The 23,123-nt window shown below is 73.8% G+C and carries 24 protein-coding genes; 19 read left to right on the top strand and 5 right to left on the bottom strand.

The genetic code is table 11. From position 1 onward, the window contains the following. The first annotated feature begins 13 nt into the window (after positions 1–13). Positions 14–799 carry a TSUP family transporter gene (locus EDD33_RS17780; protein WP_123392366.1) on the top strand — a complete coding sequence of 262 codons (786 nt, stop codon included), beginning with the start codon at positions 14–16 and terminating at the stop codon, positions 797–799. Between the two features lie 7 nt (positions 800–806). On the opposite strand, the gene EDD33_RS17775 is transcribed toward EDD33_RS17780, so the two are convergent. From EDD33_RS17775 to EDD33_RS17765, 4 genes are all read right to left on the bottom strand, one after another. After that, on the bottom strand, positions 807–2,243 hold the full coding sequence (locus EDD33_RS17775) for an MFS transporter (protein ID WP_211332593.1): 1,437 nt from the start codon (positions 2,241–2,243) through the stop codon (positions 807–809). After that, on the bottom strand, positions 2,240–3,562 hold the full coding sequence (locus EDD33_RS17770; RefSeq protein ID WP_123392364.1) for a M20/M25/M40 family metallo-hydrolase: 1,323 nt from the start codon (positions 3,560–3,562) through the stop codon (positions 2,240–2,242). Before EDD33_RS17770 ends, EDD33_RS17775 begins: the two co-directional genes overlap by 4 nt. A gap of 195 nt (positions 3,563–3,757) precedes the next feature. Continuing rightward, positions 3,758–3,901, bottom strand: a complete 144-nt coding sequence (locus EDD33_RS20170) for a hypothetical protein (RefSeq protein WP_170169875.1) — start codon at positions 3,899–3,901, stop codon at positions 3,758–3,760. Between the two features lie 184 nt (positions 3,902–4,085). Beyond that, entirely contained in the window at positions 4,086–4,700 is a 615-nt protein-coding gene (locus tag EDD33_RS17765; protein WP_123393644.1) for a nitroreductase family protein, read from the bottom strand. A gap of 10 nt (positions 4,701–4,710) precedes the next feature. Here EDD33_RS17765 and EDD33_RS17760 point away from each other — a divergent pair, with 10 nt between their 5' ends. The 8 genes from EDD33_RS17760 (at position 4,711) to EDD33_RS20165 (ending at position 12,483) form a co-directional block, all read left to right on the top strand. Next, positions 4,711–5,934: an allantoate amidohydrolase gene (locus EDD33_RS17760; protein WP_246003590.1), complete on the top strand. Its 1,224-nt coding sequence runs from the start codon at positions 4,711–4,713 to the stop codon at positions 5,932–5,934. Further along, on the top strand, positions 5,931–7,220 hold the full coding sequence (locus EDD33_RS17755; protein ID WP_123392362.1) for a formimidoylglutamate deiminase: 1,290 nt from the start codon (positions 5,931–5,933) through the stop codon (positions 7,218–7,220). The genes EDD33_RS17760 and EDD33_RS17755 overlap by 4 nt, the downstream gene beginning before the upstream one ends. Further along, a complete protein-coding gene (gene hutI / locus EDD33_RS17750; RefSeq protein ID WP_123392360.1) occupies positions 7,217–8,368 on the top strand; it encodes an imidazolonepropionase in 1,152 nt (383 codons plus the stop codon). Before EDD33_RS17755 ends, hutI begins: the two co-directional genes overlap by 4 nt. A gap of 94 nt (positions 8,369–8,462) precedes the next feature. Then, positions 8,463–8,783 carry a BatC protein gene (locus EDD33_RS17745; RefSeq protein WP_123393640.1) on the top strand — a complete coding sequence of 107 codons (321 nt, stop codon included), beginning with the start codon at positions 8,463–8,465 and terminating at the stop codon, positions 8,781–8,783. A 7-nt stretch (positions 8,784–8,790) separates the two neighbouring features. Further along, a complete protein-coding gene (locus EDD33_RS17740) occupies positions 8,791–9,930 on the top strand; it encodes a cupin domain-containing protein (RefSeq protein WP_123392358.1) in 1,140 nt (379 codons plus the stop codon). Further along, the gene (locus EDD33_RS17735; protein ID WP_123392356.1) at positions 9,885–10,829 is read left to right on the top strand and encodes a ferredoxin family protein; all 945 of its coding nucleotides are present in this window, start codon (positions 9,885–9,887) and stop codon (positions 10,827–10,829) included. Before EDD33_RS17740 ends, EDD33_RS17735 begins: the two co-directional genes overlap by 46 nt. 77 nt (positions 10,830–10,906) lie before the next feature. Next, positions 10,907–12,334, top strand: coding sequence for an OFA family MFS transporter (locus EDD33_RS17730; protein WP_123393638.1), 1,428 nt, complete (start codon positions 10,907–10,909; stop codon positions 12,332–12,334). Beyond that, a complete protein-coding gene (locus EDD33_RS20165; RefSeq protein WP_170169874.1) occupies positions 12,331–12,483 on the top strand; it encodes an MFS transporter small subunit in 153 nt (50 codons plus the stop codon). The genes EDD33_RS17730 and EDD33_RS20165 overlap by 4 nt, the downstream gene beginning before the upstream one ends. A gap of 226 nt (positions 12,484–12,709) precedes the next feature. Here the strand turns inward: EDD33_RS20165 and EDD33_RS17725 are convergent, their stop codons facing one another. Next, complete coding sequence (locus EDD33_RS17725) at positions 12,710–13,414, bottom strand: response regulator (RefSeq protein ID WP_170169873.1); 705 nt, start codon at positions 13,412–13,414, stop codon at positions 12,710–12,712. Between the two features lie 148 nt (positions 13,415–13,562). Between EDD33_RS17725 and EDD33_RS19830 the strand changes: the two genes are divergently transcribed. From EDD33_RS19830 to EDD33_RS17680, 10 genes are all read left to right on the top strand, one after another. Continuing rightward, positions 13,563–14,051: a response regulator gene (locus EDD33_RS19830; RefSeq protein WP_170169872.1), complete on the top strand. Its 489-nt coding sequence runs from the start codon at positions 13,563–13,565 to the stop codon at positions 14,049–14,051. A gap of 88 nt (positions 14,052–14,139) precedes the next feature. Further along, a complete protein-coding gene (locus EDD33_RS19825; protein ID WP_170169871.1) occupies positions 14,140–14,697 on the top strand; it encodes a sensor histidine kinase in 558 nt (185 codons plus the stop codon). A 4-nt stretch (positions 14,698–14,701) separates the two neighbouring features. After that, positions 14,702–14,923, top strand: a complete 222-nt coding sequence (locus EDD33_RS17715) for an SCO4848 family membrane protein (protein ID WP_123392349.1) — start codon at positions 14,702–14,704, stop codon at positions 14,921–14,923. Positions 14,924–14,930: 7 nt separating this feature from the next. Beyond that, positions 14,931–16,172, top strand: coding sequence for an MFS transporter (locus EDD33_RS17710; RefSeq protein WP_123392348.1), 1,242 nt, complete (start codon positions 14,931–14,933; stop codon positions 16,170–16,172). 123 nt (positions 16,173–16,295) lie between these two features. Then, positions 16,296–17,321 carry an ABC transporter permease gene (locus EDD33_RS17705; RefSeq protein WP_246003589.1) on the top strand — a complete coding sequence of 342 codons (1,026 nt, stop codon included), beginning with the start codon at positions 16,296–16,298 and terminating at the stop codon, positions 17,319–17,321. Positions 17,322–17,420: 99 nt separating this feature from the next. After that, entirely contained in the window at positions 17,421–19,172 is a 1,752-nt protein-coding gene (locus EDD33_RS17700) for an ABC transporter substrate-binding protein (protein ID WP_123393634.1), read from the top strand. 112 nt (positions 19,173–19,284) lie between these two features. Next, positions 19,285–20,298, top strand: a complete 1,014-nt coding sequence (locus tag EDD33_RS17695) for an ABC transporter permease (protein WP_123392347.1) — start codon at positions 19,285–19,287, stop codon at positions 20,296–20,298. Further along, positions 20,295–21,386, top strand: coding sequence for an ABC transporter ATP-binding protein (locus EDD33_RS17690; protein ID WP_123392346.1), 1,092 nt, complete (start codon positions 20,295–20,297; stop codon positions 21,384–21,386). The genes EDD33_RS17695 and EDD33_RS17690 overlap by 4 nt, the downstream gene beginning before the upstream one ends. Then, positions 21,386–22,465: an ABC transporter ATP-binding protein gene (locus EDD33_RS17685; RefSeq protein ID WP_123392344.1), complete on the top strand. Its 1,080-nt coding sequence runs from the start codon at positions 21,386–21,388 to the stop codon at positions 22,463–22,465. The genes EDD33_RS17690 and EDD33_RS17685 overlap by 1 nt, the downstream gene beginning before the upstream one ends. Positions 22,466–22,555: 90 nt before the next feature. Beyond that, positions 22,556–23,095: a hypothetical protein gene (locus tag EDD33_RS17680; RefSeq protein ID WP_123392343.1), complete on the top strand. Its 540-nt coding sequence runs from the start codon at positions 22,556–22,558 to the stop codon at positions 23,093–23,095. The last annotated feature ends 28 nt before the right edge of the window (positions 23,096–23,123 follow it).

Genomic DNA, 23,123 nt, shown 5'->3' with positions numbered 1-23,123 from the left:
CTAGCATCGCCGGGTGCCTGCCGACCTCTCGCTGACCGTGCTGGCGCTGCTGGTCCTGGCCGGCCTGGCCGCGGGCTTCGTCGACGCGGTGGTCGGCGGCGGCGGGCTGATCCAGCTCCCGGCCCTGCTCGTCGGCCTGCCGGGCGCCTCGCCGTTGCAGGTGCTGGCGACCAACAAGCTGGGGTCGGTGTTCTCGACCTCGGCCAGCAGCCTGACCTACGCGCGCCGGGTCCGACCCGACCCGCGCACCTTCGTGCCGCTCATGGCGACCGCCTTCCTCGGCTCCGTGCTGGGGGCACTGGTCGCGAGCCGGCTGCCGCGGGAGGCCTTCGTGCCGATCGTGCTGGTGGTGCTGGTGGTGGTCGGCGGCTACGTCCTGCTGCGCCCCTCGCTCGGCCAGGTGACCGCGCTGCGGTTCACCGGGCGCCACCACGTCGCGGCGGCGATGGGCACGGGCGTGGTCGTGGGGTTCTACGACGGCGTGCTCGGCCCCGGCACGGGCAGCTTCTTCGTGATCTCGCTGGTGGGGCTGCTGGGCTACGACTTCCTGCAGGCCTCGGCCAAGGCCAAGATCGCCAACTGGGCCACCAACGTCGCCGCGCTGGTCGTCTTCGTCCCGCAGGGCGCCGTGCTGTGGCAGGTCGGCCTGCTGATCGGGCTGGGCAACCTGGTCGGCGCCTACGTCGGTGCCCGCACCGCCGTCTCGCGCGGAGCGGGGTTCGTGCGGGTGTTCTTCCTGCTGGTCGTCTCGGCGTTCGTCGTCCGGCTGGGGGGCGAGGTGCTCGGCTGGTGGGGCTGAGCGGCGCTCAGTCGGCGAACGCGTCGCGCGGCACGACCAGCAGGCTCAGCGCCGCCACCAGCGCGGTGCCGGAGCAGATCGCCCAGACGGTGAGGTAGCCCGACAGCGGGGCGGCCCCGACCTCGGCGACCTCGAGCGAGCCGGTGGCGGACAGCGCGATCGCGAAGAGCGCGGAGGCGATGGCGCCGCCGATGGTCTTGGTGGTGTTGGTCATCCCGGTGACGAAGCCGGTGCGGTCGGGCGGTGCGGCCGCCGCCGCGGCGGCGGGGAGGGCGGCGACGAGGACGCCGGAGCCGGTGCCGGCGATCCCCAGGTTGAGCAGGGTCTGGGTGGTGGTGTCGTGCAGCGGCAGGAACAGGCCGTAGCCCAGCGCGACCAGCAGGCAGGCGGCCAGCATCGCGCCGCGGGTGCTCAGCAGCCGGGCGGCGAGCGGCAGGGCGAGGGCGCCGAGCAGCAGGGAGACGACGTAGACCCCGATGAGGGTCGAGACGAACGCCGCCGAGGCGCCCAGGCCGTAGCCGGTCACCGCCGGGTCGGTGCGCGCGAAGGTCGAGAGCGGGATCTGGGCGCCGAGCACCGAGACGCCGAACAGGAACGCGGTCAGCTGGACCGGCCACTGCGCGGGCGTCCCGAGCAGGCGCACGTCGATCAGCGGCTCCGGCGTGCGCGACTCGACCCGCACGAACGGCCAGACGACGAGCGCGCCGAGGAGCAGCGCCACCCAGGGCAGCAGCGACCCGGGGCCGACCACGCGGACGAGCACCAGCCCGGCCATCACCAGGCTGATCAGCAACGTGACCAGGCCGAGGCCGGGCAGGTCGAGACGTCCCGAGGCCGCCGGCGGCGTCGGGGCGATCCCCCACCAGATGACGACGAAGCAGACCGTGACCGCGACCGCGGGCAGCGCCAGCAGGCCGGTCATGCCGAGCGTGCCGACCAGGGCGCCGCTGGTCAGCGCGCCCGCGATGACGCCGAGCTCGAGCGCGGCCACCAGCAGCGCGGCCCCGCGCCGGGTCAGCCGGCCCTGCGCCCCGCTCGCGGCGGTGCGCCGGTGGATGATCGCGATCTCGAGCGGCAGCCACACGACGTAGCAGCCCTGCAGCGCCCAGGCGACGAGGAAGGTCGTGAAGTCGGGCGCCACCGCGACGCCCCACGAGGCCACCGCGGTCACGCCGGTCGAGAGCAGCAGCACCTGCCGGTGGCCCCACAGGTCGCCGAGCCGGGCGAGCAGCGGCACCACGAGCGCGGAGACGACCAGCTGCGCGGCCTCGAACCAGTTGACGTCGGCGTCGCGGATGCCGAGGTGGCGGGCGATGTCGCTGAGGACGGGCGTGTAGTAGCCCTGCAGGATGCCGCTCGCGAGCTCGACGCAGACCAGGAACCCGACGATCGCCACCAGCCCGGGCACCACCGGCGGGGTCACCGGGCGGGTCGCGGTGGTCACGGGAGGTCCCGGAGCAGGCGGGTGTACCAGTCGACGCCCGCGAGCCAGTCCGCGACACCGACGTGCTCGTCGTAGGAGTGGATGCTCTCGCGCTGCGCCTTGGTCATCCGGAACGGCGTGAACCGGTAGACCCGCTCGCAGATCGCGGTGAAGAACCGGCTGTCGGTGGCGGCCATCATGACGTAGGGCGTGGGGACGGCGTCGGGGAACTCGGCCGCGATCGTGGCCGCCAGCAGCTCGAACGCCGGGTCGTCGACCGGCGAGACCGGCGAGGGCTCGCCGGCCTCGAGGGCGGTGATGGTGATCGAGTCGTCGGCGACGGCGCGGCGGACGTGCTCGGTGGCGCTCGCGACGGTGTCGCCGACCAGGATCCGCAGGTTGACGGCCGCGGTGGCCCGTGAGGCCAGCACGTTGTGGGCCGGCGAGCCGGACAGCTGGGTCACCGCCATCGTCGTGCGCACCAGGGCGGCGGGCTCGGGCCCGGCCGCCAGCAGCGCGCGCGTCACCAGGGGCTCGAGCCGGCGGGCGGCGGCGAACAGCGGTCGCAGCGGCAGCGGGGCGTGGGGTGCGATCCGGCGGAACAGCTCGGCGGTGGGCGCGGGCAGCCGGGCGGGGAACGGCCGTCCCTCCAGGCGTAGGACGGCCCGGGCGATGCGCGCCGTCGGACCCCCGCGCGACGGGGTGGAGGAGTGGCCGCCGCGGCCCTCGGCGACCAGCTCGAGCGTGGTGGTGCCCTTCTCGGAGACGCCGACGACGCCGAGCGGCGGGGCGACGCCGGGGAAGGCCTGGTGGGCGACCGCGCCGCCCTCGTCGAGCACGAACCACGGTGTCACCCCGCGCTCGCGCAGCAGCCCGACGGCCGCGGCGGCGTCCTCGCCGGAGACCTCCTCGCGGGCGCCGAAGGAGAGCCACACGTCGCGCGCCGGCACCACGCCGTCGGCCAGCAGTCGCTCGACGGCGACGCAGATCGCCACCAGCGAGCCCTTGTCGTCGAGCGTGCCGCGCCCCCACACCGCCCCGTCGTGGACCTCGGCCCCGAAGGGCGGGTGCTGCCAGGGGGCCGTGGGGTCGACCGGGACGACGTCGAGGTGGGCCATCAGCACCACGGGGTCGGCGTCCGCGTCGCGACCGGCCCACCGCAGCAGCAGCGAGTGGTCGCGCACGCGGGTGGTCCCGAGCCGGTCGTGCAGCAGCGGGAACGCCTCGGCCAGGACGGCCAGGAACCGCTCGAAGACCTCGGCGTCGACCTCGGCCTCGTCGGTCGAGGAGACCGTCGGGATCCGCACGAGGCGGCGCAGCTTCTCGACGTCGGCGTCCACGCGGTGAGGTTAGGCCATCGCGGGGCCGGTGCCGCCGGGCGCGAGATTGGGTTCGGACGTGCCGAAGGCCCCGGACCGAGATGGTCCGGGGCCTTCGGAGCCGTGGGCCGTGGTGCGCCGTGGGGCTTGTTCGTCCCGGGTCGTCACCCGGGGTGGGTGTCTCGTTGCAGTGGAGCTGTGCCTCCGGACGAGACGCTAGAAGACGCGCCGCCGGCTGCCGCCGATCGGGACCAGGTTGAGCACCAGACCGACCACGATCAAGATGATGCCGATCGTGGTGAGGATGGACTGGGGCAGCACCAGACCGATGATGAGCAGGATCAAACCCAGGACGACCATGTCCTGACTCCCTTCGTGACGGATCCCCCCGTCGAGGAGGAACGTACCCGTAGCGCGCCCCTCCAAACGACACCGGTGTGGTCTCGGATCCGAGACGTTCTCGTCGTCGCCCGTGGTGGCGGTGCGCGCCCAGGTCCGGTGGACTGGCCACGTGAGCCTTCGCCCCCGTCCGAGCCGCCCGGCCTCAGCCCCTCGTGGTGCCCCAGGAGCCCCGGTGGACGACCTCGTCGAGGGGTCGCCGGGCGCGTCGTGCGGGCGAGCCGGCCGCGCCGCCGTCGGCCGGGTGGCCGAGCGTCACGGCGCCGACCGGGTCGAAGCCCGCGGGGATGCCGAAGGTCGCCCGCAGCGCGTCGACCCGGTCGGCGGGCACGCCGAACAGGCAGGCTCCCAGGCCCTCGTCGACGGCCGTCTGCAGGACCAGCAGCGCGGCCATGGCGGCGTCGGTGTGCCAGTAGGGCACCGGCCAGCGGGCCTCGTCGCGGTCGGTCCAGCCCTTGTCCGGCTCGGCGTACCGCTCGAGGTAGGCCGCCTTGCTCGAGCACGGCACCACCACGACCGGGGCGCGCATCATGCCGCGCAGCCAGCGGCCGGGCGTCTCGGTGTCGTCGCTGGTGGCCCGCCAGTACGCCGCCACGTCGGCCGGGGTGTCGAGCACCAGGAAGCCCCAGCCCTGGCTGAAGCCCGCGCTGGGCGCCCGGGTGGCGTGGGCGAGCGCCCGGTCGACGACGGCCGGGTCGACGGGCTCGTCGGTGTAGCTGCGCACCATGCGGCGGCGGCGTACGACCTCACGGAACTCCACGGGGCCCAGCATGGCTGACGCACCCGGTGACCTCGAGCAGATGTGGCGCGACCTCGCGCCGGTCGGCCGCTCGGCGCGGAGCGGCGGCTACTTCCGACAGCCCTTCACCGCCGCCGAGGGCGAGCTGCGGGCGTGGTTCGCCGAGCAGGCCGCCGCGCGCGGGCTGGCGCTCGAGGCCGACGGCAACGGGACCCTGCTCGCGACCTGGGGCTCCGGCGACGACGCCGTCCTCGTCGGCAGCCACCTGGACTCGGTCCTCGACGGCGGGGCGTACGACGGCCCGCTCGGCGTGGTCTCCGCGTTCGCCGCGATCGACCGCCTGCGCGGGCGAGGCGTGGTGCCGACCCGGCCGGTGGTCGTGGCGGCGTTCGCCGAGGAGGAGGGGTCGCGGTTCGGGGTGGCCTGCCTCGGCTCGCGGCTGGCCACCGGCGCGACCACGCCCGACGCGGCGCGGGAGCTGCGCGACCGCGAGGGCGTGCCGCTGCTGGACGCGATGGCCGCCGCCGGCGTGGAGCCACGCCTGGGCCCGGCGCCCTGGCTGACGCGCGTCGGCTGCTTCGTGGAGCTGCACGTCGAGCAGGGCCGCGACCTGGTGCACCGCGACGCCGCCGTCGGGCTGGCGAGCGAGATCTGGCCGCACGGCCGCTGGCGCTTCGACTTCACCGGCGAGGCCAACCACGCCGGTGCCACCCGGATGCAGGACCGCCGCGACCCGATGCTGTCCTACGCCGCGACCGCGCTGGCCGCGGCCGCCACGGCCGGCGCGTCCGGCCCGCGCGCGACCTTCGGCCGCCTCGACGTCGCCCCCAACGGCACCAACGCGGTGCCCTCGCGGGTCACCGCCTGGCTCGACGCCCGCGCCGGCTCCGACGACGCGCTGGAGGAGCTGGTCGAGGAGATCGCCCGGGCCGGGTCCGAGCGCGCCTCCGGCGACGGCACCGCCCTGGCGGTCACCCCCGAGTCCGTCTCGGGCGCCGTCGGCTTCGACGTCTCCCTGACCGCGCGCCTGGCGCGGGTGCTGCGCCCGTGGGGCGGCCCCGGCGAGGTCCCGGTCGTGCCGTCGCTGGCCGGCCACGACGCCGGCGTCCTGGCCGCGGCGGGCGTCCCGACCGCGATGCTGTTCGTCCGCAACCCGACGGGCGTCTCGCACTCGCCGGCCGAGCACGCCGACCTCGCCGACTGCCTGGCCGGCGTCGACGCGCTGGCGGCCGTCCTCGAGGAGCTGGTCGCGTGACGGCGTACCTGCTCGAGCACGCGCTGCTCCCGGACGGCGTGGCCTCCGGCGTACGGCTGGAGGTGGTGGACGGCGTCATCACCGAGGCACTCGTCGGCCGTCCTGGGGACTCGTCGGCCGTCACGACAGCGGACGAGTCCCCGGTTCCCCGGACGTCCGGGGAATCGGGACCGCCCCCCACCCACGTCCCGGGCCTGACGATCCCGGGGATGGCGAACTGCCACAGCCACGCGTTCCACCGGACGCTGCGGGGGCGCACGCAGGCCGAGCGGGGGTCGTTCTGGACCTGGCGGGAGCAGATGTACGCCGTGGCGGCCGACCTCACGCCCGACTCCTGCTTCGAGCTCGCCCGGGAGGTGTACGCCGAGATGCGGGCCGTCGGCATCACCGCGGTCGGGGAGTTCCACTACCTGCACCACCAGCCCGACGGGACGCTGTACGACGACCCCCACGCCATGGGCCGTGCCCTGCTCGCCGCGGCCGACGACGCCGGGATCCGGATCCGGCTGCTCGACACCTGCTACCTCGCCGCCGGGTTCGGCCGGCAGCCCGAGGGCGTGCAGCGCCGCTACTCCGACGGCGACGCCCACGCCTGGGCCGAGCGGGTCGCGGCGTTCGACGACGACCGGGTCGGGGTGGCGATCCACTCGGTGCGGGCCGTGCCGCCCGACCAGCTGGCCACGGTGGTCGAGGCCGCCGCGGGCCGGCCGCTGCACGTGCACCTCTCGGAGCAGGTCGCCGAGAACGACGCCTGCCTCGCCGCCACCGGGCGCACCCCGACCCGGCTGCTGGCCGACGTCGGTGCGCTGGGGCCGTTGACCACCGCGGTCCACGCCACCCACCTCACCGACGACGACGTCCGGCTGCTGGGGGAGAGCGGCACCCGCGTGTGCTTCTGCCCCACCACCGAGCGCGACCTCGCCGACGGGGTCGGCCCGTCGCGGCGGCTGCACGAGGCCGGCGCGGTGCTGACGCTGGGCTCGGACAGCCACGCGGTGATCGACCTGTTCGAGGAGATGCGGGCCGTCGAGCTCGACGAGCGGCTGGTCACCCAGCGGCGCGGGCACTGGTCGGCGACCGAGCTGCTGGCCGCGGCGACGGTCGACGGGCACGCGAGCCTGGGGTTCGACGACGCCGGTGCGATCGCGGTGGGGCAGCGGGCCGACCTCGTCACCGTCGACCTGGGCAGCACCCGCACCCGCGGCTGCGGCGCGACGCCCGAGACGCTGGTGTTCGCGGCCGGCGGCGCCGACGTACGACCGCTCCCCGAGGAGGGCACCCGATGAGCTCCGTCCTGCTGAGCGGCATCGCCGAGCTGGTCACCAACGACCCCGTCCACGACGGCACCCCGAGCGGGGTGCTGGCCGACGCCGCGGTGGTGGTCGAGGCCGGGCGGGTGGCCTGGGTGGGACGTCGCCAGGACGCGCCCGCCACCGACGACGCCCGCGACCTCGGCGGGCGGGCGGTGGTGCCGGGGTTCGTGGACTCCCACTCCCACCTCGTCTTCGCCGGCGACCGGTCGGCGGAGTTCGCGGCGCGCATGGCCGGCACGGCGTACGACGGGGGCGGCATCCGCACCACCGTCGCCGCCACCCGGGCCGCTCCCGACGAGCTGCTGGAGGCCAACCTGGCCCGCCACCTCGCGGAGATGAGGCGGCAGGGCACCACCACGGTCGAGGTCAAGAGCGGCTACGGGCTCACCGTCCACGACGAGGCCCGGTCGCTGGCGATCGCGCGGCGCTGGACCGAGGAGACGACGTTCCTCGGCGCCCACGTGGTGCCGCACGAGCACGCGGCCGACCCGGCGGCGTACGTCGACCTGGTCACCGGGCCGATGCTGGCCGCCGCCGCCCCGCACGCGCGCTGGATCGACGTGTTCTGCGAGCGGGGCGCCTTCGACGTCGACCAGGCCCGGGCGGTGCTCGCCGCGGGGGACGCGGCCGGGCTGCTGGGGCGGCTCCACGCCAACCAGCTCGGCCCCGGCCCCGGCGTGCGGCTGGCCTGCGAGCTCAGGCTGGCCGCGGTCGACCACTGCACCTTCCTCGACGACGGCGACGTCGAGGCGCTGACCGCGAGCGGGACCGTCGCGACGCTGCTGCCCGGGGTGGAGTTCAGCACCCGCTCGCCCTACCCCGACGCCCGTGCGCTCCTCGACGCCGGCGTGACGGTCGCCCTGGCCAGCGACTGCAACCCGGGCTCGTCGTACACCTCCTCGATGGCGCTGTGCGTCGCCCTGGCCGTCCGCGAGATGGGGATGACGCCGGCCGAGGCGCTGTGGGCGGCCACCGCCGGGGGTGCGCGCGCGCTGCGGCGCGACGACGTGGGCGTCCTCGCCCCGGGTCGACGGGCCCACCTGACCGTGCTCGACGCGCCCTCCCACGTGCACCTCGCCTACCGGCCGGGGGTCCCGCTCGTCGCCGAGGTGCTCGGCTGAGCCGAGTGCGGGGCGGGAGCGATTCAAGTCCGGCGGAACGGGCACCCGTGACGTACGGCGCACCGCAGCGCCGACCCCTATGAAGGAGGCGCAGATGACCGAGAGCAACCAGCCGCTGGGCGACGACGACATCACCACGACCCCGACCGCCGGCTCCACCGGCAGCCCGGCCGACGCCGACGCCAGCGACAGCGGCTCGCACGGCCCCGCCGACGCCCCCGGCAGCGACACCGACGCCTCCGACGGCACCGACGGCGACGCCAGCGACGGCGGCTCCCACGGCCCCGCCGACGCGCCGGGCAGCGACACCGCCGCCCACGACGGCACCGACGGCCCGGCCAGCGACGGCGGCTCGCACGGGCCGGCCGACGCCCCGGGCAGCGACTCCGACGCCTCCGACGCGACGGACGCCTGATCCCACCTTGGACGCGCTCGACCTGCTGAGCGGTGACGCCCAGACCTTCGTCGAGAAGGTCTGGGCGTCCCGCGTCCACCTGCACCACACCGACCCCGCCGACCTGGTCGGCGTGCTGTCCCTGGCCGACGTCGACCACCTGCTGACCGCCACCGCGATCCGCACCCCGGCGGTCCGGGTCGCCCGCGACGGCGCCGTGCTGCCCGCCTCCGCCTTCACCCGTGGCGGCTCGACCATCGCGGGCCAGCCGCTGACCGGCCTGGTCGACGCCCGCAAGGTGCTCGACCTGTTCGAGGGCGGCGCCACCGTCGTGCTCCAGGGTCTGCACCGCTACTGGCCGCCGCTGACCCGGCTCGTCGCCGAGCTCGAGGTCGCGCTGGGCCACCCGTGCCAGGCCAACGCCTACCTCACGCCGCCCGGCTCGCAGGGCTTCGCCGTGCACAGCGACAGCCACGACGTCTTCGTCTTCCAGACCCACGGCTCCAAGCTGTGGGAGGTGCACCCGGCCCCGCTGGAGGAGCAGGCGGAGCCCCGCGAGGTGCTGCTCGAGCCGGGCCTCTCGATGTACCTCCCCACGGGCACGCCCCACGCGGCGCGGGCCCAGGACACCGTCTCGCTGCACGTCACGATCGGCATCAACCAGCTCACCTGGCGCACCCTGGTCGACCGGGCCGTGCGCGAGGCCGGGCAGGGCCTCGACCTCGACGGCCACCTCCCCGCCGCCCACCTGACCCGACCCGACGTGGTCGCGGGCGGTCTGGCCGAGCGCCTCGAGGGCCTCGCCGCCGCGCTCCGGTCGGTCGACGCCGGCGAGGTCGCCGCGGCGCAGGTCGACGACTTCCTGCAGCAGCGCGTCAGCCCGCTCGGCGGCGGGCTGCTCGACCGTGCGGGGCTCGACGCGATCACCGGCGACACCCCGCTGCGCCGTCGCCCGGGGCGTCCCTGCGTGCTCCGGCCCGACGGCGAGCAGCTCCACCTGCTCCTCGGCGACCGCCGGGTCAGCGTCCCGATCCGGATCCGGGCCGCCGTCGAGCAGCTGCGCGACGCCACCGAGCTGGTGCCCGACGACCTCGACCTCGACCCGACCAGCGCCCTGGTGCTGTGCCGGCGGCTGGTCCGCGAGGGCCTGCTCGAGGTACGACGCTGAGCGCCGTCCCCCTCACCCCCGCCGTCCCGCCCTTCCGCTGCGCCGCCGCCGCGCTGGAGCGGGCCGACGACCTCGCCGGCAGCGCCACCCACGTCGCGGCGTTCCTGCTGGTCGAGCACCACGGCCCGTGGGGCACGGCCGTGCTGCGCGACAGCCGGCTCGACGAGGAGGTCCGCCGCCACCTCTCGGGCATCGGGGCGGTCCGGGTGCTGCTGGCCCGACGCCACCACCGGGCGCACCGCGGAGCGACGTACGCCGTCCACGTCTGCTTCCCCCACACCCAGCGGCTGCTGCGGCACGAGGTCGCCGACCACCGCGAGCTGCTCGACCTCGACGTGGCCGCCCTCGCCCGCGGCGAGGAGCCGCCCGGCTGGGTGCCCGTGACCGAGCCGCTGTACGGCGTGTGCACCCACGGCCGCCACGACGCGTGCTGCGCCGAGCGCGGCCGCCCCGTCGCCGCCGCGCTGACCGCGGTCCGCCCCGCACAGACCTGGGAGGTCTCGCACGTCGGCGGTGACCGCTTCGCCGCCAACGTGCTCGTGCTGCCCCAGGGCCTCTACTACGGCCAGGTCACCCCCGCCGACGCCGCCGGGCTGGCCGACCGGCACGAGTCGGGACGGCTCGACCTCGACCGCCTCCGCGGGCGCTCCAGCCGTCCGATGCACGTCCAGCACGCCGAGGTCGCGCTGCGCCGCCACCTCGACGAGGACCGCGAGGCCGCCGTCCGCGTCGTGCGCCGCGACGGCGAGCTCACCGAGTTCGTCCACGGCGAGGACACCTGGGCCGTGCGGGTCCGGCGTGGCGAGGGCGAGGTGGAGGGCCGGCTGACCTGCGGAGCCGCCCGCCCGGGCCGCGTGCCGGTCTTCGAGGTGCTCGAGCTCCAGCAGGTCCGAGGCTGACCGGGGCGGTCGTCCGGACAGTTGTTGTTTCCACCACCCGGCCTCGGGTACGTGGCGCTCACCACATGGAGGTGTGCATGGCTGGACTGGCCTTTCTCGAGAAGAAGAACACTGTCGCCCGACCGGGCTACAGCAAGTGGCTCATCCCCCCGGCGGCGCTGTGCGTGCACCTGTCGATCGGTCAGGTCTACGCCTTCTCGGTCTTCAAGACCTCGCTGGTGCAGCGCTTCGAGTCCTCGCAGACCGCGGTGGCGTGGATCTTCTCCATCGCCATCGTGATGCTGGGCCTGAGCGCGGCCGTCCTCGGCACCTGGGTGGAGCGCAACGGTCCGCGCAAGGCGATGGTGGCCGCGGCGCTGTGCTGGGGCACCGGCTTCCTGGTCGGCTCGCTGGGCATCGCGATCGGCAGCCTGCCGCTGCTCTACCTCGGCTACGGCGTCATCGGCGGCATCGGCCTGGGCATCGGCTACATCTCCCCGGTCTCCACCCTGATCAAGTGGTTCCCGGACAAGCCGGGCCTCGCGACCGGCATGGCGATCATGGGCTTCGGCGGCGGCGCCCTGATCGCCTCGCCGCTGTCCAACCTGCTGCTCGGCATCTACGACCCGCAGTTCGACCCGGCCAACAGCGGCAACGGCGCCAGTGCGTCCGCGCTCGCGGCGACGTTCTTGACGCTCGGCCTGGTCTACCTCGTCTTCATGCTCATCGGAGCGGCGCTGATCCGGCTGCCCCAGGGCTTCGGCGACGACGCCACCGCCGCCCACCAGCCCGGCCGCGGCGGCGCGCTCGTGCGGGCCAAGGCCGCCATCCGGACGCCGCAGTTCGCGCTGCTGTGGGTGGTGCTGTTCTGCAACGTCACCGCCGGCATCGGCATCCTCGAGCAGGCCGCGCCGATGATCCAGGACTTCTTCCGCGACGGGCAGGACTCCAGCGTCTCCGCCGCCGAGGCCGCCGGCTTCGTCGGCATGCTGAGCCTGGCCAACATGGCCGGGCGCTTCATCTGGTCCAGCGCCTCGGACCGGATCGGCCGCAAGCCGATCTACATGATGTACCTCGGCGTCGGCCTGGTGCTCTACATCCTGCTGGCCACCTTCGGGCAGACCTCGCCGGCGGTGTTCGTGGTCCTGGCGCTGCTCATCATCAGCTACTACGGCGGCGGCTTCGCCACCGTCCCGGCCTACCTCAAGGACCTCTTCGGCACCCTCGAGGTCGGCGCGATCCACGGTCGGCTGCTGACCGCCTGGGCCGCCGCGGGCGTGATGGGCCCGCTCATCGTCAACGGCTTCCTCGACCGCGCCGGCGAGCCCGGCAGCCTGGTCGCCGAGGACTACCACCCGGCGCTGATCACCATGGTGGTCGTGCTCGGGGTGGGCTTCGTGGCCAACCTGCTCGTCAAGACCGTCGACGAGAAGCACTACGACGCCGAGGCCGTCCGGTCCCACTCCGGCTCCGGCGACCACAGCGACCCCGCGGGCGAGCCCGCCACCACAGGAGGCACCCGATGAGCACCACCCAGGACGACCAGTCCCGCACCTCCGGCTCGACCAGCCCCACGAGCGCGCTCGTGGTCACGCTGGCCTGGCTGCTGGTCTCCGTGCCGCTCGCCTACGGGCTGTGGCAGACGCTGGTCAAGGCCGCGCAGCTGCTCGGCTGAGACCAGGCCCGGCGGCTCCCGGACCATGGGGGGATGGCCGGGGGTGCCACCGGGCCTGGCGTCTGGTCGGCGGGGCAGGGGGGACGCGCCCCACCGACCGACCAGTCTGCCGGGCGCACGGCCGCCGCACCTGAGCGCTGCGTCCCATCTCGTCCTGGTGCCGATGCACCACCCGCGACGCCGAGGGGCGTCCGCTGCTGGCGGGCCGGGGCGGCCGCACGTCGCCTCACCGGTCCGGCAGCAGGCCCTCGCGCACCGCGATCGACAGCGCCTCGAGCTTGGAGTGCGCCCCCAGCTTGGCCGAGAGGTTGGCGATGTGGTTGCGCACGGTGTGCACGCTCACGACCAGCTCCGCGGCGATGGCGGCGTTGGTCAGCCCGCCGGCCAGCAGGCCCAGCACCTCGCGCTCGCGCTCGGTCAGCTCCTGGTGCTGACGCTGCGAACCGCGCGAGAGCCGCGGCAGCAGCCGCGCCAGCATCTCGGGGCTGATCAGCGCCTCGCCCGAGGCGGCGGCGCGGACCGCGCCGGTGACCTCGCCGAGGCTGCGGGTCTTGGACACGAAGCCCGACGCCCCGGCCTCGATGGCGGCGATGAGCACGTGGTCGGCGGCGCTCGCCGTGAGCACGACCACCTGCACCTCCGGGCGCAGCGCCTGGAGCTCGGGGATCGCGGCGACCCCGTCGCCGTCGGGCAGCCGGTGGTCGAGCAGCAGCACGTCGGGGCGGGTGGACCGGATCATCGTCCGGGCCTCCGCGAGCGTGCCCGCCACCCCGACCGTCGTCAGGTCGGGCTCGGCGTCGAGCACCTGGCCCAGGCTGGTGGCCAGCACGGCGTGGTCGTCGACGACGAGCACCCGCACGCGTGACCTCGCGCCGGTCTCGGCGCCGGTCTCGGCGTCGGTCCCCGCGCCGTCGTCCTGGTCCTCGGCCATGTCCCTCCCCCGGGATCCTCGCACCGCGGACGGGACGGGCCGCGGGCTGAGGTGGCACCAAGGTACTAGACACAATGGCTCCGTCACGGGTTTCCGCGGATCGCCCCCGAGGGGCACCATGTGCAGCGACCCGGAGCAGGGAGAACACGTGCGCGCCACCCGAGTGCTCGTCGCCGACGACGACGAGCTGTTCCGCACTGCGCTCGTCGAGGTCGTCGAGGCGGACCGCCGCTTCGAGGTGGTCGGCACCCGGACCTCGGGCTCGGACGTCGTCGACGCCGTCCGGGCCTTGGCCGCGGAGCTCGTGCTGCTCGACGTGCGGATGCCCGAGGGGGGCGTGGTCGCCGCCCGGGCGCTCCGCCACGCCGTCGAGCAGGGCCGGCTCGACCCGGTGCGGGTCGTGGTCCTCTCCGCCCACGCCACCGCCGCGACCGTCGTCGAGCTGCTGCGCGAGGGGGTGGTCGGCTTCCTCGTCAAGGGCGAGCCCGCCCACGACCTGCCCGACCTGCTCGTGCGCTGCGCCGCCGGGCAGGTGGTCCTGGCCACCCCCGCGGCCGCCACGGCGCTGCTCCACCTGGTCGACGGCGACCGGCCGCACCACCCGTCCGACCAGGTGCGAACGGCTCCTAGGCACTAGACGGGATCGCGCCTCGGGCCCTGCCGGTGGCGTCCTGGGGCTGACAGGCTCGGAGCATGCCCCACCCGTGCCACCCGCGCCCCCGTCCGTGACCGCCCCCCGAGCGGGCACCGACGTGCTCCGCCCCCGCCCCCGTCGCCGCACCTCCGGTCCGGCCGGTCGTCCGCCCCGGTCCGGCCCGCGTCGCACCCCGGGCGGCGTCCACGGCGCCACCGGACCCGCGCTGGGCACGCACCGCTCGCTCGGCCGGCGCCGCGCCGGCCGGCCCGTGGTGCACCCGGTGCCGGCGTACGTCGTCGCGTCCCGCCTGCCGCGCACCCCCGAGACGCGCAGCCGCGTCCTGGCCGCGGTCGACCACGAGCTGCGCACGCCGCTCACCGCCGTGATCGGCTACGTCGAGCTGCTGCTGGACGGCGAGGCCGGACGACTGGGGGAGGACCAGGCGCTCATGCTGCAGCGCATCGACGCCAACGCCGAGCGGCTGCTCACCGTCGTCGGCACGCTTCTGGACGGCGCACGTGACGGCCTGCAGCGCGGCGAGCTCGTCGACCTCGCGAGCGCGGTCGTCGAGGCGCTGGGCGGGGCGGACGCGCTGTGCGCCCGGATGCCCGCACAGCCGGGGACGACGGGGCCCTGCCTAGGCTGAGGCGGTGAAGCTCGAACGCAAGCACGCCCTCGTCCTGCTCGCCGTCGCCGTGTGGAACGTCGTCACCTACGCGCAGTTCACCAAGGCGCTGGTGCAGACCGAGGAGGAGCGGCCGACCGGTTACTTCGTGGCCCACGGCGTGCTGATCGTGGTCAACCTCGTGATCGCGGTCGTGCTCGGCCGCTGGGGCCTGCAGGCCCTCCGGGCCCAGCGCGCCGGTCGCTGACCCCGGCGTGGGCCGTCCCGGTCCCCGGCAGCCCCTCGGCCCGGCGTTCCGCCGCCTGTTCGTCTCCTCCGGGACCAGCAACCTCTCCGACGGCGTGCTGCAGGCGGCGCTGCCGCTGCTGGCCGCCACCCTGACCCGCGACCCGATGGCCGTGGCCGCCGTCGCGGCCCTGGCCGTGCTGCCGTGGCTGCTGCTCTCGCTCCCCGCCGGTGCGCTGGTCGACCGCGTCGACCGGCGCCGGGCCATGGCGGGCGCCAACCTGGTGCGCGCCGTCGGCGCGGGCCTGCTCGCCACCGCCGTGGTGCTCGACGTCGCCACGCTGCCGCTGCTCTACGCCACCGCGCTCGCGCTGGGCACCGCCGAGACGGTCTACGACAACGCGGCCCGGGCGCTGCTGCCCGCCGTGGTGGCCCGCGACCAGCTCGAGCGCGGCAACAGCCTGCTGACGACCGTCGAGAGCGTGGGCAACATCTTCCTCGGGGCGCCCGTCGGGGCGCTGCTCTTCGGCCTGGCGGTCTCGGCGCCGCTGTGGCTGAACTCCGGCGCCTACCTGCTGGCCGCGGTGCTCGTCGTCGGCGTGACCGCCCGCGCCCTGCCGCGTCGTACGGTCCCGACGACGGTGCGCACCGACGTCGCCGAGGGGCTGCGCTGGCTGCTGCGGCACCGGCTGCTGCGCTCGCTGATGCTGTGCTGCGGCGTGCAGGCGGCCGTCCACGCGCTCGTCCAGGGCGTGATGGTGCTCTACGCCCTGGAGACGCTCGGGCTCGACGAGCGCGGCTTCGGGGTGCTGCTCGCGGCCGGGGGTGTCGGCGCGGTGGTCGGCGCGCTGGCCTCGCCGTACGTCACGCGGGTGCTGGGACGCACCCACGCCATGGGGCTGAGCGGCGTCGTCTCCGCCGCGGCGCTGCTCGCGATGGGGCTGCTGCCCCATCCCGCGGTCGGCCTGGTGGGATCGGCGCTCTCCGCGGCCGCGGTCTCGACCTTCAACGTGCAGGTGATGTCGGTGCGGCAGGTGCTGGTGCCCGAGGAGCTGTTCGGACGGGTGCAGGGCGCCTACCGGACGGTGATCTGGGGTGGCATCCCGCTCGGCACCCTGGCCGGGGGCCTGCTGGCGCGCTCGTCGGGCATCCCGGCCGTCTTCGTGACCGCGGGCGTGGCGGGCCTCGCCATCGGCCTGGTGCTGTGGCGCGTCCTGGACGGACATCGTGAGGTCGTGACCGCCGGGTTCCGCGAGGTCGCCCCCGCCTGAGCGTCCGGGCCGCAGGAGTTCCCGTCAGCGGCCCCGGGGCGGTCACGATTCGGCAACGCGGCCGGGGCGGTGCTTGACCCCCACCGGGGGCAGGACCAAGGTGAGGCGACCGCGCCGACCGACGTGGTCCGGACGACGTCCGACACGGCCGAGGAGGTCGCTCTGAGCACGCTCGAGGAGCCCGGTCACGCGATCGACCCGGAAGCGGTCGTCGCGGGGGAGCGCAACATCGAGGGTCGCTCCCTCAGCCACATCGCGTGGGGCCGGCTCCGCAAGGACAAGGTCGCGCTCACCGGCGCCGCGTTCATCGTCTTCCTCGTGGTGGTGGCCCTGCTGGCGCCGCTCATCGTCAAGGTGACCGGAGGGCCGCCCAACGCCTTCCACGAGGACCTCCTCGACATGAACTTCGGCGGGATCCCGATCGGTGCCTTCGGTGGCATGAGCTGGGACCACCCGATGGGGGTCGAGACCGTCAACGGCCGCGACATCTTCAGCCGCGTCCTCTACGGCGCCCGCATCTCGCTGCTCATCGCCATCCTCGCCACCATCGTCTCGGTGGTCATCGGCACCGTCGTCGGCATCGTGGCCGGCTTCTTCGGCGGCTGGGTCGACGCGGTCCTGTCGCGGGTCATGGACGTGTTCCTGGCCTTCCCCATCCTGGTCTTCGCCATCGCCCTGTCCGGGGTCTTCCCCAACGAGGCGTTCGGACTCAAGGGCCTGCCGCTGCGGCTGGCGCTGCTCGTGTTCGTGATCGGGTTCTTCAACTGGCCCTACATCGGACGCATCGTGCGCGGCCAGACGATCTCCCTGCGGGAGCGGGAGTACGTCGAGGCGGCTCGCAGCCTCGGGGCCCGCCGGCCCTACATCCTGTTCACCGAGCTGCTGCCCAACCTGCTGGCGCCGATCCTGGTCTATGCCACCCTGATCATCCCGACCAACATCCTCTTCGAGGCGGCACTGTCGTTCCTCGGTGTCGGGGTCCCGCCCCCCACCGCGAGCTGGGGCGGGATGCTCTCGGACGCGGTGAACTTCTACACCGTCCCGCACTTCATGTTCTGGCCCGGACTGGCGATCTTCCTGACCGTCCTGGCCTTCAACCTCTTCGGCGACGGGCTGCGAGACGCCTTCGACCCCAAGAGCAGTCGGTGACCGAGGTGCCCGACACCTCGTCGACCCCGACGACGCACCAGCCCGTGACCTTGGCGACCGCCGGGGCCGGAGGAGAGAAAGGTAGGAACCATGCGGTTCATGCGTAAGAGAGGTGCCGCGGCCCTGGTCGCGGTGGCCGCACTGGGTCTCAGTGCCTGCGGCTCCGGCGGCGGGGGCGGCGGCAGCAGCGCCGGCGAGCCCGAGCTCGACAACGGCGGCGTCGGCAAGATCGTCTCCGAGTCCGATGAGAAGGGCGGCACCCTCACCTTCGGCCTCGCCGGCGAGTGGGGCGACACGGTCGACCCGGGCGAGACCTACTACGGCTACTCCTGGGACATGCTGCGCAACTACGCGCGCTCCCTGGTGATGTTCAAGACCGAGCCCGGCAAGGCCGGCCTCGAGCTGACCCCCGACCTCGCCACCGACCTCGGCAAGTCCAGCGACGGCGGCAAGACCTGGACCTACACGCTGCGCGACGGGGTGAAGTTCGAGGACGGCACCGAGATCACGAGCCAGGACGTCAAGCACGCGGTGCTGCGCTCGACCGACAAGGAGACCTTCCCCAACGGGCCGGCCTACTTCGAGGCGATGCTCGACCTGCCGGACGGCTACAAGGGCCCCTACAAGTCCAAGAACGCCGACACCGACCAGGCCATCGAGACCCCGGACGACAAGACCATCGTCTTCAAGCTCAAGCAGCCGTTCGCCGGGTTCGACTACCTCGCCCAGCTGCCGCAGACGGCTCCCGTGCCGGAGGACAAGGACACCGGCGCGAAGTACAAGTCGCACCCGCTCTCCTCGGGCCCCTACATGTTCGACGGCAACTACGACCCCAGCAGCGGGTTCACCCTCAAGCGCAACCCGGAGTGGAGCGCGGACAGCGACCCCAACCGCAAGGCGCTGCCCGACGAGATGGTGGTCAAGACGGGGCTCGAGGCCAACGACCTCGACAACCAGATCATCGCGGGCACCATCGACGTCGACATCGCGGGCACCGGGGTCCAGGCCGCGGCGCTGCCCAAGGTGCTGCAGCAGGCCGACCTGCGCGAGCGGGCGGACAACCCGCTCAACGCGCGCCTCTGGTACACCTCGATCAACCCGACCGTGAAGCCGCTGGACAACATCGACTGCCGCAAGGCCGTCATGTACGCCATGAGCCCGAAGTCCTACCAGAACGCCTACGGCGGCGAGTTCGCCGGCGGCGAGATCGCCACCACCCTGATGCCCCCGCAGATCCCGGGCTACAAGGACTTCGACCTCTACGACGTCAAGAAGAACCCCAACGGCCAGCCCGACAAGGCCGAGGAGTCGCTGAAGGCCTGTGGCTCCGAGGGCTTCGAGACCAACATCGCCTACCGGGCCGAGCGTCCGAAGGAGAAGGCCACGGCCGAGGCGTTCCAGCAGTCGCTGGAGAAGGTCGGCATCACCGCCACCCCGCGTCCGCTGCCTGAGGGTGACTACTTCTCCGGCACCTGCGGCCTCCCGTCGTACGTCGTGAAGAACAACATCGGCATGTGCATCAACGGCTGGGGTGCGGACTGGCCCGACGGCTACGGCTTCCTGTCGCAGATCGTCGACGGTCGCGTGATCCGCGAGACCGGCGGCTCCTCGAACACCTCCGTCCGGATCCCCGAGGTCCAGGACATGCTCGACGAGGCCATCGTCGAGCAGGACGAGGACACCCGCAACGAGATGTGGGGCGCGATCGACGAGCGCGTGATGGAGGAGGCGGTCATCTACCCGGGCGTCTACGCCAAGTCCGTCCTGCTCCGCGGCAAGAACGCCACCAACGTGTTCGTCAACGAGTCCTTCGGCTACTACGACTACACCGCCATGGGCGTCAAGCAGTAGCCGTCCTGCACCACCCCGCGTCACGCTCATGCGAAAGCAGGTGAAGGCGTAGGTGCCGCTCCGGCCGGGTCCGCCTCAGGACCCGGCCGGCGCGGTCACCGTGCCGACGTCAGTGATCAGCTACATCATCCGGCGACTCATCGCCGCGGTCGGGCTCGTGATCATCGTCTCGATGATCACCTTCGCGATCTTCTACCTGATGCCCCGCCTCGCCGGGGCCTCCCCCGAGACCCTGGCGACCCGCTACGTCGGCCGCGCCGCCACCGCCGACACGGTGCAGCTGACCACCGAGCGGCTCGGCTTCTACGACCCGATCCCGGTGCAGTACCTCAACTGGCTGCGCGGCGTCGTGTTCGGCACCACCATCGACACCGGCGTCGCGCAGGTGAACTGCCCGGCCCCGTGCCTGGGCTACTCCTTCCGCAACCAGGACCCCGTCACCCCCGAGATCCTCAAGCGCCTCCCGGTCTCGTTCTCCCTGGCCATCGGCGCGGCCCTGCTGTGGCTGGTCATGGGCCTGACCGTCGGGGTCGTCTCCGCGCTCAAGCGCGGCTCCTTCTTCGACCGTGCGGCCATGACGATCGCGCTGGCCGGCGTCTCGATGCCGATCTTCTGGACCGGCCTGATCTCGCTGTCGCTCTTCAGCTACCAGCTCGGCTGGACGCCACCGGGAGCGACGTACACCCCCTTCACCGAGAACCCCCTGCAGTGGGCCTACGGCCTGCTGCTCCCGTGGATCACGCTCGCGCTGCTGTTCTCCGCGCAGTACGCCCGGCTCACCCGTGCCGGGATGCTCGAGACGATGGGCGAGGACTACATCCGCACCGCCCGCGCCAAGGGCCTGCGCGAGCGCACGGTGGTCACCAAGCACGGCCTGCGGGCGGCGCTGACGCCCATCGTGACCATCTTCGGCCTCGACTTCGGCCTGCTGATCGGCAGCGCCGTGCTGACCGAGACCGTCTTCGGCCTCCCCGGCCTGGGGCAGCTCGCCATCGACGGCACGAAGAGCAACGACCTGCCGCAGGTGCTGGGCGTGGTGCTCCTCGTCGCCGTGTTCGTGGCCGTGGCCAACTTGATCGTCGACCTGCTCTACGCCGTCATCGACCCCAGGGTGCGCGCACGATGAACTCTCTCCTCGCCGACCCGACCCCCGCCCCCACGGGCGGCGGCCGGGCGCCGTACCTCGAGGTCTCCGACCTCCGCGTGCACTTCGAGACCGACGACGGCCTGGTGAAGTCCGTCGACGGCCTGTCCTACTCCGTCGAGCGCGGCCGCACCCTGGGCATCGTGGGGGAGTCGGGCTCGGGCAAGTCCGTCTCGAGCATGGCCGTGATGGGGCTGCACACCAGCCGCTCGGCCCGCATCACCGGGTCGATCCGGCTCGACGGGCAGGAGCTCGTCGGGGCCGAGCAGGACGACGTACGCCGCCTGCGCGGTCAGAAGATGGCGATGATCTTCCAGGACCCGCTCTCGGCGATGCACCCCTTCTACACCGTGGGCAACCAGATCATCGAGGCCTACCGGATCCACAACCGGGTCTCCAAGAAGGCCGCCCGCGCCCACGCCATCGACATGCTCGACCGGGTCGGCATCCCCGAGCCCAAGAGCCGCATCGACGCCTACCCCCACCAGTTCTCCGGGGGCATGCGCCAGCGGGCGATGATCGCGATGGCGCTCTCGTGCGACCCGAGCCTGCTGATCGCCGACGAGCCCACCACGGCGCTCGACGTGACGGTGCAGGCGCAGATCCTCGACCTGATCCGCGACCTGCAGCAGGAGTTCGACTCCGCGGTCGTGCTCATCACCCACGACCTCGGCGTCGTCGCCGAGCTCGCCGACGACATCGTGGTGATGTACGCCGGCCGCGGCATCGAGCAGGGCAGCGCCGAGGCGATCTTCAACGCCCCCGAGCACCCCTACACCTGGGGGCTGCTCGGGTCGATGCCCCGCTTCGACCGGCCGCCGACCGAGCGGCTGCTGCCGATCAAGGGCACCCCGCCGAGCCTGATCCGGGTGCCGTCGGGCTGTGCCTTCCACCCGCGCTGCGAGTTCTCCGGCCGCGTGCGGGGCGACGCCTGCACCACCGAGCGCCCCGAGCTGCTGCCGGCCGGCAGCGGCACCGGCGCCCACGTCGGCCACGGCGCCGCCTGCCACCTGCCCACCGCCGAGCGCCAGCAGGTCTGGGCGCAGGAGATCTCCCCGAGGCTCGCCTGATGACGACTCCGACCACCGACCAGACGGCCGACCCGACGACGGGGGGCGCCACCTCCGACGACGACGTGCTGCTCAGCGTCGAGGGGCTGGTCAAGCACTTCCCGATCAAGGGCGGCTTCCTGCAGCGCGGCAAGACCGCGGTCCAGGCCGTCGACGGCGTCGACTTCGCCGTACGCCGGGGCGAGACGTTCTCGATCGTGGGGGAGTCCGGCTGCGGCAAGAGCACGACCGCGCGCCTGGTCACCCGGCTGCTCGAGCCCACCGGCGGCACGGTGCGCTTCGACGGCCAGGACATCACCCACCTGTCCGAGGGCAAGATGCGCCCGCTGCGCCGCGACATCCAGATGATCTTCCAGGACCCCTACTCCTCGCTGAACCCGCGGCACACCGTCGGCAAGATCGTGGGGGCGCCGTTCCGGCTGCAGGGCGTCGACCCCGAGGGTGGCCGCAAGCGGGCCGTCCAGGACCTGCTCGAGCTGGTCGGGCTGAGCCCCGAGCACTACAACCGCTACCCGCACGAGTTCTCCGGCGGCCAGCGGCAGCGCATCGGCATCGCCCGGACGCTCGCGCTCAAGCCCAAGCTGATCGTCGCCGACGAGCCGGTCTCGGCGCTCGACGTCTCGATCCAGGCCCAGGTGGTCAACCTGCTGGAGGACCTCCAGGAGGAGCTGGGGCTGACCTACGTGATGATCGCGCACGACCTCTCCGTCGTACGCCACGTCTCGGACCGGGTCGCGGTGATGTACCTCGGCAAGGTGGTCGAGGTCGCCGACCGCGACGACCTCTACGACCGGCCGCACCACCCCTACACCGTGGCGATGCTCTCGGCCGTGCCGGTGCCCGACACCACGCGACGCCAGAACCGCGAGCGGATCCGGCTCCAGGGCGACGTGCCCAGCCCGATCAACCCGCCGCCCGCCTGCCGGTTCCACACCCGGTGCTGGAAGGCGCAGGAGATCTGCCGGACCGAGGAGCCGCCACTGGTGCAGCTCGGACGTCCCTCGCACCAGGTCGCCTGCCACTTCCCCGAGAACCTCGAGGCCCCGACGCCGGTGTCCACGCCTGCACCCACCCCCTGAGGCGGGCGCGAGGACCTCGTACGCTCGTCGGGCCCGAGCCCGGACCGGCCGACCCGGTCGCCGACCCCCGATCCCCCGGAGGCCTTCGCGATGGACCACGACGATCAGGACGAGCGCTCCGAGCAGGTGCGCGGAGCGCTGGTCAAGGGGCTCGTGGCGCTGCTGGCGGTCGCGATCGTGATCGCCCTCGGCACCGTGCTCATGGTCCGGACCCTCGGGCTCGACGAGGGCGAGTCGGACGTCGCCGTGGGGTCGGCCACCGAGCCCAGCGACCCGCTGCCGTCCTCGGCGCTGCCCGTGCCGGGGGAGGAGTCACCCTCGGCCCCGCCCAGCGAGTCTCCCTCGGAGTCCGCCGCCGACGGCGACATCTCGCTCTCGGTCAGCCCGTCCTCGGTGGGCCCGATGCAGCGGATCAACCTCACCGGCACCTACCGCGGCGGCGACAACGCACGCCTGGAGGTGCAGCGGCAGGAGAACGGCGCCTGGACCAGCTTCGGTGTCGACGCGGGTGTCACGGCCGGCACGTTCCAGACCTACGTGATGAGCGGCCGGACGGGGGAGAACCTGTTCCGGCTCTTCGACCCGGCCGCCCGCAAGGCGAGCAACGTCGTCCGGGTCACCATCGGCTGACCGCGCGCCCAGCACGTCCTCGCCGGGC

The sequence above is a fragment of the Nocardioides aurantiacus genome, from assembly GCF_003752505.1.
In the GTDB taxonomy this organism is placed as follows: Bacteria; Actinomycetota; Actinomycetes; order Propionibacteriales; family Nocardioidaceae; genus Marmoricola; species Marmoricola aurantiacus.
This window is presented reverse-complemented; position numbering and strand designations above follow the sequence as displayed.

Excerpts from the sequence above, each read along its gene's own strand:
- hutI (WP_123392360.1), top strand. The coding sequence starts at position 7,217 with ATGAGCTCCGTCCTGCTGAGCGGCATCGCCGAGCTGGTCACCAACGAC.
- EDD33_RS17700 (WP_123393634.1), top strand. The coding sequence starts at position 17,421 with ATGCGTAAGAGAGGTGCCGCGGCCCTGGTCGCGGTGGCCGCACTGGGT.
- EDD33_RS17730 (WP_123393638.1), top strand. The coding sequence starts at position 10,907 with ATGGCTGGACTGGCCTTTCTCGAGAAGAAGAACACTGTCGCCCGACCG.
- EDD33_RS17725 (WP_170169873.1), bottom strand. The coding sequence starts at position 13,414 with ATGGCCGAGGACCAGGACGACGGCGCGGGGACCGACGCCGAGACCGGC.
- EDD33_RS20170 (WP_170169875.1), bottom strand. The coding sequence starts at position 3,901 with ATGGTCGTCCTGGGTTTGATCCTGCTCATCATCGGTCTGGTGCTGCCC.
- EDD33_RS17745 (WP_123393640.1), top strand. The coding sequence starts at position 8,463 with ATGACCGAGAGCAACCAGCCGCTGGGCGACGACGACATCACCACGACC.
- EDD33_RS17760 (WP_246003590.1), top strand. The coding sequence starts at position 4,711 with ATGGCTGACGCACCCGGTGACCTCGAGCAGATGTGGCGCGACCTCGCG.
- EDD33_RS17680 (WP_123392343.1), top strand. The coding sequence starts at position 22,556 with ATGGACCACGACGATCAGGACGAGCGCTCCGAGCAGGTGCGCGGAGCG.
- EDD33_RS17685 (WP_123392344.1), top strand. The coding sequence starts at position 21,386 with ATGACGACTCCGACCACCGACCAGACGGCCGACCCGACGACGGGGGGC.
- EDD33_RS17690 (WP_123392346.1), top strand. The coding sequence starts at position 20,295 with ATGAACTCTCTCCTCGCCGACCCGACCCCCGCCCCCACGGGCGGCGGC.
- EDD33_RS20165 (WP_170169874.1), top strand. The coding sequence starts at position 12,331 with ATGAGCACCACCCAGGACGACCAGTCCCGCACCTCCGGCTCGACCAGC.